This is a genomic window from Azoarcus sp. TTM-91, from assembly GCF_012911025.1.
In the GTDB taxonomy this organism is placed as follows: Bacteria; Pseudomonadota; Gammaproteobacteria; order Burkholderiales; family Rhodocyclaceae; genus Azoarcus.
Window position 1 is genome coordinate 18506 of sequence record NZ_WUEI01000057.1, and the last position, 10015, is coordinate 28520.

Genomic DNA, 10015 nt, shown 5'->3' on the forward strand with positions numbered 1-10015 from the left:
GTCCGGTTGCCATGACCAGGACCGCGAACTCACCCGCCAGGACGCGCAGCCGCGGCGATCTCCTGCAGCAGATCCACGAAGGCCCGCACCTTCGCGGGCCTGAAACGCGCCGTGGGAAACACCGCATGGATGCCGCCTGCGGGCAGTGCCCATTGCGGCAGCACCTGGATCAACCGCCCGGCAGCCAGGTCTTCAGCCACCGCAAAGTCCGGCAGCACGGATAGCCCTGCGCCGTAACGCACGGCCTCGCGCACCGCCAAGGTAGCGTCCATCGACATCGCGGCATGCACGGAGACGTTCTGGCGTTCCAGTTCGCCGCGGGAGAAGCTCCAGCGCGTGGGCTCACGTAGCAAGGTATTGGCCACGAACGGAAGCCCGGCCACGCCCTGGGGGTCTTGCAGAGCGCTCACTTGACCTTGCCACACCGGCGCTGCAACCAGCAGCTGCCGAAACGCGCCAATCTGCCGGGCCTGCACATTCAGGTCTGTCAACCACCCCACGCGGATCGCCAGTTCCACCTGGCCAGACATCACGTCGAGCGACTGATCGCTCAAGATCGCGTCCACCTTGCACCGCGGATAACGGCGTGTGAACTCAGTGACGGCCGGCACGATGCTGGTGATGCCGTAATCCAGCGGAGCCGTCAGCCGTAGCGTGCCGGAAGGCTCCGTCACCCCTGCGCCCAGTTCATCGAAGGCGTCGTGCGCTTCCTTCAGGATCAGGGCGCAGCGCTCGTGAAACGCCTTGCCCGCCTCCGTCGCCGTCACCCTGCGCGTGGTGCGCGTGAGCAGCGTCGTGCGGAACTCCCGCTCCAGCCGCGACACCTGTTGGCTGACCACCGCCTTGGTGATGCCCAGCCGCTCGGCCGCCGCCGTGAAACTGCCTGTCTCGACCACTGCGGCGAAGTACGCCAGACGCTTGAGATTGGCGAGATGGTTGGCGCCGGACTCTTCCATATTGTTTGCTTTCAACATACGAACTATATGCTTTAACGTAATTTATCTGTCAATAGCAGCTGCATACCATCCGTGCAATGAACTGAAAACCGGGCCTCTCCAGCCCTTCGCCTCCGCCATGACCAAGACACTGCTCTATCTCTTCGACCCGCTCTGCGGCTGGTGCTACGGCGCCAGCGGCACGGTGGCGGAAGTCTCGGCACTGCCCGGCGTCGCGCTGCGGCTGTTGCCCAGCGGCCTGTTCTCCGGCGAGGGCGCGCGCCCGATGAACGACGACTTCGCCACCTATGCGTGGAGCAATGACCAGCGCATCGAACGCCTCACCGGCCAGCGGTTCACCGAGCAGTACCGCGGCAACGTACTGGCCGACCATAGGCAAATGTTCGACAGCGGACCCGCCACCGTCGCACTGACGGCCATCGCGCTGACCGCGCCCCAGCGCGAGCTGGATGCGCTCAAGGCCATCCAGCTCGCCCGCTACGTCGATGGGCGCGACGTCACATCGCTGGAAACGCTGATGGCCGTGTTGAAGACGCTGGGTCTGGACGAGGCCGCCCGGCGTTTGGCCCAGCCGGATGCCGAACTGCTCGCTGCCAACCGTGCCCGCGTCGCCGAGGCGCAGGCGCTGCTGCAGCAGTTCGGCGCACGCGGTGTCCCCACCTTCATCCTGGAGCAGAACGGACAGCGCCAGCTGCTGCCCTCAAGCGCGGTGTTCTCCAACCCGCAGGCCTTCGTCGAGCAGCTGGCCGCCGCCTGAACCTCTCGTCCCTTGCCCCTCATTTCTTTTGCTCCGTCGCCAAGGATCATCATGATGATTGGCAGAGACTCCGTCCAAACCGCAGCAGCAGCCGGCGCAGCCACTGCCCTGGCGGCTTGCGACGCCACTGCGGCTGCCGCGCCACTGCAATGGAAGCGCTTTCCGGCCAATGTCGATGTCCTGACCACGGCCATGAACGCGCTGCCCCGACGCTGGCCTGGCGACCACTACAACACCCGTCCCGAGGATTTCGTGGCGTGCATGCGGGACCGTGCCCGTGGGGCGCACTTCGAGAGCCTGTTCGAACGTCTGGTCGGCCCGTTCAAGGCATCTCGCCGCCGAAGGACTGATTGACCCCGTCGCCGTGCCCGCGAGTTGCACGAATGCGGCTCCGGTGCCCGGCATCCCTCCCCCTCCCTTCCCCCACTCTTGCGAGGCAAGCTTATGCGCAACCCGTTTGATTTCAGTGTTCCCCAAGAAAGCCTGGTCATCCCGGCACTGGCCGGCGTCTATGAGAAATTCGCCCAGCCGCTTGGATGGCTGCTGCTTCGGCTGGTCGTCGGCGGCTGGCTGCTGCACGAAGGCTGGCCGAAGATTCTTAACCCCATGGGCCAGGTGCAGTTCGTCGAGATGATCGGCTTTCACCCGGGCTGGTTGTTCTCGCCCATGCTGGCCATCATGCAGGTCGTCGGCGGTGCCGCGCTGATCCTGGGTTTCCTCACCCGGCCCCTGGCCTTGGCCAATGCGGTAATGCTGTTCGTGACCGTGTGGTTCCACTTTCACTTTCCCTACAACGCCGAGCCGCTGCTGAGCAGCGCGGGCCTGGAGGCGATCAAGGCGCACCCGGAGTTCCTCACCCCCAACGGCGTGAAGCGGCTGATGGACGGTGGCGTCGTGTTCACCAATCTCCTGCAGGACAAGGCAGTCCAGCTGTCCAGCATCTGGGCATTCGGCTGCCTGTTCTTCGCCGCCTTCGGTGGCGGTATCTGGTCGGTCGATCGGCTGCTGAAGAAGTCCATTTGAACCGGGGTGCCGTACCCCGGATCCTGGGATTTCTCCTGGCCACCCGGTGATCCACTCGGAATGGATTGGAGTTGAGATGAACTGCAACCCGGAACGGATCCGCCGCAGCCGGGAGGGGTCGCCCGGGAAGGACGGCCGCAGCTTCAGGGCCGTTCTTCAGCGGCGGCTCGAGGGAAAGGCGGCAGAAGGCTTTCCTCCTGCCGGCAGCTGCGCGGGTACCGACGCGCTGATGGCGGGCGTGTTCTGGCGTCTGGCTGGAGAGTGGATCGATTCCTCCCTTGCCCATCGGCATGCAAGCCAGGACGGAAAAGACCACGAGCATGACGCAGCGCATCGGTACGGCGAGGGTCGCCAAGACGCTGTCCTGGTCCACAGCGTGCGTGCCCCTTGCATTCCTCCCGGGTGGCGCGCCGTGAAGCCCTTGCCGTCCGCAGCTTCTATGATCAAGAACGATCGACCTTCCAATCCTGAAGGGGGCTCCGGGGCGTGGCCGGAGGCCGTGCCGTAGAAACGAGCGATGCTCCCCGCCCGCTCTCGCAGGCCGGCAGGGAGTTTTTTCCCATGTGTTCAATGACAGGAATACCCAAATGCCCTTTCTTCCATCGCGTCGCACGGTGTTCAAGGCCGGCATTGCTTCGGTGCTGGCCATGACGCTGCATTCAGCTCCCTCCATGGCCGCAGCCAAGCAGCCGGTGGTCACGCTGCGCTCCGGGCGCTTGCGCGGAGTCCGTTCGAATGGCGTGGCCGTGTTCAAGCGCATTCCCTACGCCGCCAATCCGTTCAAGCCGGAAACACGCTTTCGGGCACCCCAACCGGTGGCGCCGTGGCAGGGCGTTCGTGACGCGAGCGCGTTCGGCCCGCCGCCGCCACAGCCCAGCCGCGACCCAAAGGCCGGGCTGTTCGGCGGCGCCGATGACCTGACGCTCAACATCTGGACGCCGGACCCCCAGGCCAAGGACCTGCCGGTGATGGTGTGGATTCCCGGCGGCGCCTTCATCCGCGCCGATGCCAGCGAAGCCGCTTATGACGGCAGCCGCTTCGCCGCGGACGGCATCGTCCTGGTCACGGTCAACTACCGCGTCGGCGTCGATGGTTTCATGGCCATCGACGGCGCGCCGGCCAACCGCGGCCTCCTCGACCAGATCGCGGCGCTGCAATGGGTGCGCGACAACATCGCGGCCTTCGGCGGCAATCCGGAGAACGTCACCCTCTTCGGCCAGTCCGCCGGTGCGGAGAGTGTTGCGATCCTGCTGGCGTCGCCAAGGACGGAAGGGCTGTTCAAACGCGCCATCCTGCAAAGCCCGCCCATGCAATCCATGCAGCCCGCCGATGCCCAACGGCTGACGGCCGCGTTCGCCAAGGGGCTTGGTGTCGAGCCGACCGTCGCCGGTCTGGCCGCCGTTCCCCTGGACAAGCTCATTGACGCCAGCGTTGCACTAGTGGGGGTGCTCAAGGACCGCGCCGTATGGGGGCGCCTGTCCCTCGGCGGCACGGCTTTCCTGCCGGTGATCGATGGCGACCTGCTCGACGCCTCGCCGATCGACATGCTGGCGCGCGGCCCCAAGCCCAACGTGCCGGTGATCGTCGGCAGCACCGACGAAGAGGCCCGCATTTACATGGTGCCCGGCGGAGCGATCCGCCGCATCACGCCCACGGACGTCGATCTGTTCATCGGCGATTTGAACCTTCCTGCCCAAACGCTGGACGTTTACAAGAGCGTGGCCAGGGATCAGTCGCCCGGCGAGGTCTACACCGCCCTGCAGTCCGACTACACCTTCCGCATGCCCACGCTGCGCATCGCGGAGATGAGAGGCGGCAACCGCATGGCGTGGCACTACAACTTCTCCTGGAGGTCGCCGGGTTTCGGCGGTGAGCTGGGTGCCGCGCACTTTGTCGACGTGCCGTTCGCCTTCGACGCGCTGGGCTCCGCCCAGGCCAGAACCTTCATTGGCGACAACCCGCCCAGCTCGCTGGCCGAGGCCATGCACAGCGCCTGGGTCGAGTTCGCCAAGACGGGCGATCCCGGCTGGCCGGCTTACGACCTCGCCGAGCGAACCGCCAGGCGCTTCGATGCCAGCTCCAGCATCGCCATCGACCCGGAAAAGGCGACTCGGCTCCTCTGGAAAGACGTGGCGCTCTGAGCATTCCGGCCCGCCATGCGGCAATGATGCGGGCCGGGGCAAGCGCCCTGGCCCGGCGCGGTGGACGGCAGCCGGCGGGCTTCCTCGCTCCCAGGCTGGACCACGCCATCGCCCTTGCCGCCGGACCGCGCGCCGGTCCTCCAGCCCGCCAATCCGCGGCAGCGTTACGCGCCCCCGCGGCGGCCGGCCAGAACGAGTTGCGGCCAGATCGCCAGCGCAGGATGCGCGTGATCCAGCCCCAGGCCAAAACCCGATTCCGAAGCGCCTTCCAAGGACCCGCAGAAGGAAAGCCGGGTCAGGTTTCGGAAAACGCCGGTATCTGCCCTGACGGCTTAAGAGCCTGACAAACATCATTTTCTCTGCGCAGCCTGGCAAAACACCGGGCTTGGAGTGCAGGGGAAGTAAAAAGCCGGCTCCGGGCGAGCTGCACCCGGCGCCGGCAGTCCGGCAGCGGCAAGCCGCGCGGCGGCGCTCAGTAGATGCGCCGGCTGCCCGCCAACCGCCACAGCGCGGCGGCCAGCACGTCCACCTCGGCGCAGGTGTTGTAGAAGGCCAGCGAGGGCCGCACCGTGGTTTCCAGGCCGAAGCGGCGCAGGATGGGCTGGGCGCAGTGGTGGCCGGAGCGCACCGCGATGCCTTCCTTGTTCAGCGCCGCGCCCACCTCCTCGGTCCGGTAGCCGTCCAGGGTGAAGGACAGCACGCTGGCCTTGTCGGCGGCGGTGCCCACCAGACGCAGGCCGGGCACCTCCTGCAGCAGGCGGGTGGCGTAGGCCAACAGTTCGTGCTCGTAGCGGGCGATGTTGTCCATGCCCAGCGCGCTCACATAATCGATGGCCGCGCCCAGCCCGACGGCGTCGGCGATGTTGCCGGTGCCGGCCTCGAAGCGGTTGGGCGCCGGGTGGTACTCGATGTGCTCGAAGGTAACGTCGCGGATCATGTTGCCGCCGCCCTGCCACGGCGGCATGTCGTTGAGCAGCGCCTCCTTGCCATACACCACGCCGATGCCGGTGGGTCCGAACAGCTTGTGGCCGGAGAAGACGAAGAAATCCGCATCCAGCGCCTGCACGTCCACCGCCATGTGCGACACCGACTGGGCACCATCCACCAGCACGGTGGCACCGGCGGCGTGGGCCATCTCGACGATGCGCCGGGCCGGGGTGACGGTGCCCAGCGCGTTGGACACCTGGGTGAAGCTCACCAGCTTGGTCCGGGGCCCGAGCAGCTTGCCGTATTCCTCCAGCAGCACCTGGCCGCAGTCATCCACCGGGATCACCCGCAGTTTGGCGCCCTTCTCCACGCACAGCCGCTGCCAGGGAACGATGTTGGCGTGGTGCTCCAGGTGGCTGACGATGATCTCATCATCCTTGCCGATATTCGCCCTGCCCCAGCTCTGCGCCACCAGGTTGATGGCCTCGGTGGCGCCGCGCACGAACACCACTTCGTTGGTGGAGCGGGCGCCGAGGAAGGCGCGCACCTTTTCCCGCGCGGCCTCGTAGGCATCGGTGGCGCGTGCCGCCAGCTCGTGCGCGGCGCGGTGGATGTTGGAGTTCTCGTGCTGGTAGAAGTGGGCGATGCGGTCCATCACCGCCTGCGGCTTCTGCGTGGTGGCGGCGTTGTCCAGCCAGATGAGCTGACGGCCGTTCACCCGCTCGGCGAGGATGGGGAAATCCCGCCGCACCAGGTTCACGTCCAGCGCCGGCCGCGCGCTCAGCGGCACCGCCTGCAGCGCATCGTGCTGATGGCCGGGCACGCGGATGCCGGCGCCGCCGGGGCGGCGCTCGTCGAGGAAGTAATAGGCGGGCGCGGCGGCGCTGGGCGCAAGCTGGGCCGGGCCGTGGCGAGGCGCAAGCAAGCCGGCCAGTTCATGCTCGCCGGGCAGGCCGAAGGCGGTGGGGTCGGCCACGCCGGGGTAGCCGCGGGCGGTGTCCAGGCTGGACGGGGCCTGAGGAATCGCCTGGATCTGCGGGGGAACGCTGGGCGGTATGCCGCCCAGCGAAGCGCCGCCCGACGGAACGCCGCCCGACGGAACCACCGCAGGCGCCGCCGCCGCGCGGGAGCCCTGCCCTTGCGCCAGGCCCAGCGCGCCCGGTACCGCCGGCAGCGGTCCGGGGGCATCCGGTGTCAGCGCCGCCGCGGACGATTGGGCGCCGAATGGCAGGCCAGCCGACGGCAGGCCCGCGGGCAAGCCGCCGACCGCCGCCTGTGGCGAAGCGCCGCCCGGCAGCGAGGCGAAGAAGGCGTTCGCCAGCCGGGCCAGCTCGGCGGCGTCGGGCAAGCCCGTCAGGCCCGCAAGCGGTCGCTCAGCGGTACTCATTCTTGTACTCGTGGTACTTGTCCACTTCCACGCCTTCCAGCACCGCCAGCGCGTCGTCGGTCAGCACCGCCAGCGAGCAGTACAGCGATACCAGGTAGGAGGCGATGGCGCGGTCGTTGATGCCCATGAAGCGCACCGACAGGCCAGGGCTCTGCTCGCCCGGCAGGTTGGGCTGGTAGAGGCCGACCACGCCCTGGCGGCTCTCGCCGGTGCGCAGCAGCAGGATGCTGGACTTGCCGTCCTCTATCGTCACTTTGTCCGACGGGATCAGCGGCACGCCGCGCCAGGTGATGAACTGGGAGCCGAACAGCGACACCGTCGGCGGCGGCACGCCACGGCGGGTGCATTCGCGGCCGAAGGCGGCAATGGTGCGCGGATGGGCGAGGAAGAAGCCCGGCTCCTTCCACACCCTGGTCAGCAGTTCGTCCAGGTCGTCCGGCGTCGGCGCGCCGCTCAGCGGCGCGATGCGCTGGTCCGGATGCACGTTGGCGAGCAGGCCGTATTCCTTGTTGTTGATCAGCTCGCTTTCCTGGCGCTCCTTGATCGTCTCTATGGTCAGCCGCAGCTGCTCGCCGATCTGGTTGTGCGGGCTGCTGTAGAGATCGGAGACGCGGGTATGCACGTCGAGCACGGTGTTCACCGCCGACAGCATGTATTCGCGCGGATTCTCCTCGTAGTCCACGAAGGTCTGCGGCAGCTCGCGCTCGTCGCGGCCGGAGCAATCCACCGTCACCTGGTTGGCATCCTTCACCTTGTTCAGGCGGTAGATGCCCGCCTCCACCGGCAGCCAGCTCAGCAGATGCGTGAGCCAGCGCGGGGTGATGCTGGACATCTGCGGCACCGTCTTGGTCGCGTTCGCCAGCTGGCGCGCGGTGACATCGCCAAGCGCGGTATGTACGTAGGACTCCTGGGCCATCTCTGCTTGCTCCCTTCGATTCACTCGGTTTGAAGTCGGACTGGAATAGCGCTGCACAGCCCTCAGGCTATGCTCATTCCATCAAAAGAGAATTGCTTAGCTGTTTGTTTCATATCGATTTTTCTGTCATTCGAGAGAAATATCCGTGAAAACGGAAAAACCATCGCCCGGCAATCGCAATCCGCCGCTGCAGTGGAATCCCAGGGGCGGCAGGCAATGACGGTGCACTACCACCCTGCCCGCCGGCGCAGGCGCCAACCCAGCCAGGTGAAGGCGAACACCACCGCGCCGAACACCCAGCCGGACAATGCCGCCGCCATCACCCCGGAGAGCAGCGTGCCCACGGTGCAGCCCAGCGCCACCATCGCGCCCCAGCCCATCAGCACGCCGCCGCACAGCGCCCGCGCCAGCTCGCCCACGCCGGGCAGGCGCGGGCGGAAATCGCCGGCGTACAGCGCCGCCGCCAGCGCGCCCAGCACCAGGGCAACGACGAAGGCACCGTTGGCCGACCACAACGTTTCCTTCACCGTGGTGGCGCAGCCGGCGAAGCTGTCCAGCCCTTCCAGCCGCGCCGGGAACCAGCTGAAACCGCTGGCCGCTGTCCGCGCCAGGCTGCCCAGTTCCGCCGTCACCCCCAGCGGGCCGACGCGGAAATAGGCCAGCACCGCGATGAAGCCGACCATCAGCCCGCCCACATGCGCCGCCCAGCGCGGCCGCCGGTCGGCAGCGGTTTCCGTGGCACCCGCGCGATGCCGCCGCGCCAGCCACCAGGCGAGCCCGCCCAGCACCGCCACCTGCAAGGCCGCCGAGCCGGCATAGCCCAGCGCGTGAGGCAGCCACAGCACCGGCGCCTCCTGCAGGCTGGAGAGGTAGAGGAAATTCCAGCTGAGGAAGCCGAGCACGAAACCCGCGCCCGCCCCCAGCAGCGCCACCGGCGAGGCCAGCGAACCCTCGCCCAGCCGGTACAGGTGCGCGCTGATGCAGGAGCCGGACAGCGCCATGCCCAGGCCGAAGCTGGCCGCGCCGGCCACCAGCACCCAGCTCACCGGGCCGATGTGCGCCCCGGGCGGCAGCCGCCCCGGCGCCGGCACCGGCAGAAAGGCGCCGAACAGCAGGTGGTAGCCCAGCGTGCCCGCCGCCAGCGCGGCCAGGATGCCGAGCAGGCCACGGGCGTCCCGCTGCTCGAAGAAATCCCGGCTGACGCAATAGAAGCAGAAGCGCGAGCGCTGCAGCACCACGCCGAAAGCCGCCCCCAGCAGCACCGACAGCGCCAGCTCGCGGCCCTCACCCGGCACCTCGGACAACTGGCCGGCCAGCCGCAACGCCAAGGCCAGGACGGCCGCCGCCGGCAACACCGCGCGCCACGGCGGCAGGGTAAGAAGGGGAAGCGGAGAGGAAGGAGCACTCATGTCTTGGAAGGAGAGAAAGGAGAGTTGGCAGTGGGGTGTCGAGGAGGGATGCCTGGCGGTGTGCCGCCAGCCTCTGGACAAGGCAGGGGTTCGCCATCTCTGCCTCCCTCCATGCTTCAGGCGGCAGCAAAGGACGAAAGACGAGGCGCCAGGGCGGGCCGCAACAGCGTCATTCGGGAAAAGCCCCCGACAAGTCCACCGCCTCCCTGCCGATCCAGCAGGGGTCCGCAAGGGCACGGCATGCGGCTCTCAGCTCCCCCGGTCAGCGCCACGAAGGCGGGAAAAAAAGGGCGGTGCCGGAGCACCGCCGAATGCACGCACGGATTCACGTACGGGGCGTGGAAACTGAACCGGGGGAATCCGGGAGCAGGGGCTAACGTCAATTCGTTTCAGCTATGCGAGGACAGGTTTTCACTCCTCTCCCCCCGCGGGGCAGAGGCGGGAAAGCGAAGCACTGCTTTGCCGGCCGGAGTGGCCTGTGGCCGGCGGACCATGGGGC

General features: G+C 67.7%; 8 protein-coding genes. 4 read left to right on the forward strand and 4 right to left on the reverse strand.

The genetic code is table 11. The features are described from left to right. Positions 1–29: 29 nt before the first annotated feature. Complete coding sequence (locus GRF61_RS15230; RefSeq protein WP_169151485.1) at positions 30–974, reverse strand: LysR family transcriptional regulator; 945 nt, start codon at positions 972–974, stop codon at positions 30–32. 100 nt (positions 975–1074) lie between these two features. On the opposite strand from GRF61_RS15230, the gene GRF61_RS15235 reads away from it, so the two are divergent. The 4 genes from GRF61_RS15235 to GRF61_RS15250 all read left to right on the forward strand — a co-directional run bounded on the left by GRF61_RS15235 (position 1075) and on the right by GRF61_RS15250 (position 4877). Beyond that, complete coding sequence (locus tag GRF61_RS15235; RefSeq protein WP_169151486.1) at positions 1075–1713, forward strand: DsbA family protein; 639 nt, start codon at positions 1075–1077, stop codon at positions 1711–1713. A 51-nt stretch (positions 1714–1764) separates the two neighbouring features. Continuing rightward, positions 1765–2067, forward strand: coding sequence for a hypothetical protein (locus GRF61_RS24600; RefSeq protein ID WP_211165997.1), 303 nt, complete (start codon positions 1765–1767; stop codon positions 2065–2067). A 90-nt stretch (positions 2068–2157) separates the two neighbouring features. Further along, positions 2158–2736, forward strand: a complete 579-nt coding sequence (locus GRF61_RS15245; RefSeq protein ID WP_169151487.1) for a DoxX family protein — start codon at positions 2158–2160, stop codon at positions 2734–2736. Positions 2737–3323: 587 nt separating this feature from the next. Further along, positions 3324–4877: a carboxylesterase family protein gene (locus GRF61_RS15250; protein WP_211165998.1), complete on the forward strand. Its 1554-nt coding sequence runs from the start codon at positions 3324–3326 to the stop codon at positions 4875–4877. Positions 4878–5349: 472 nt separating this feature from the next. Here the strand turns inward: GRF61_RS15250 and GRF61_RS15255 are convergent, their stop codons facing one another. From GRF61_RS15255 to GRF61_RS15265, 3 genes are all read right to left on the reverse strand, one after another. Next, entirely contained in the window at positions 5350–7191 is a 1842-nt protein-coding gene (locus GRF61_RS15255; protein WP_169151488.1) for a family 2A encapsulin nanocompartment cargo protein cysteine desulfurase, read from the reverse strand. Then, a complete protein-coding gene (locus GRF61_RS15260) occupies positions 7178–8107 on the reverse strand; it encodes a family 2A encapsulin nanocompartment shell protein (protein ID WP_169151489.1) in 930 nt (309 codons plus the stop codon). The genes GRF61_RS15255 and GRF61_RS15260 overlap by 14 nt, the downstream gene beginning before the upstream one ends. Before the next feature lie 227 nt (positions 8108–8334). Next, positions 8335–9516: a YeeE/YedE family protein gene (locus GRF61_RS15265; RefSeq protein WP_169151490.1), complete on the reverse strand. Its 1182-nt coding sequence runs from the start codon at positions 9514–9516 to the stop codon at positions 8335–8337. Positions 9517–10015: the final 499 nt, after the last annotated feature.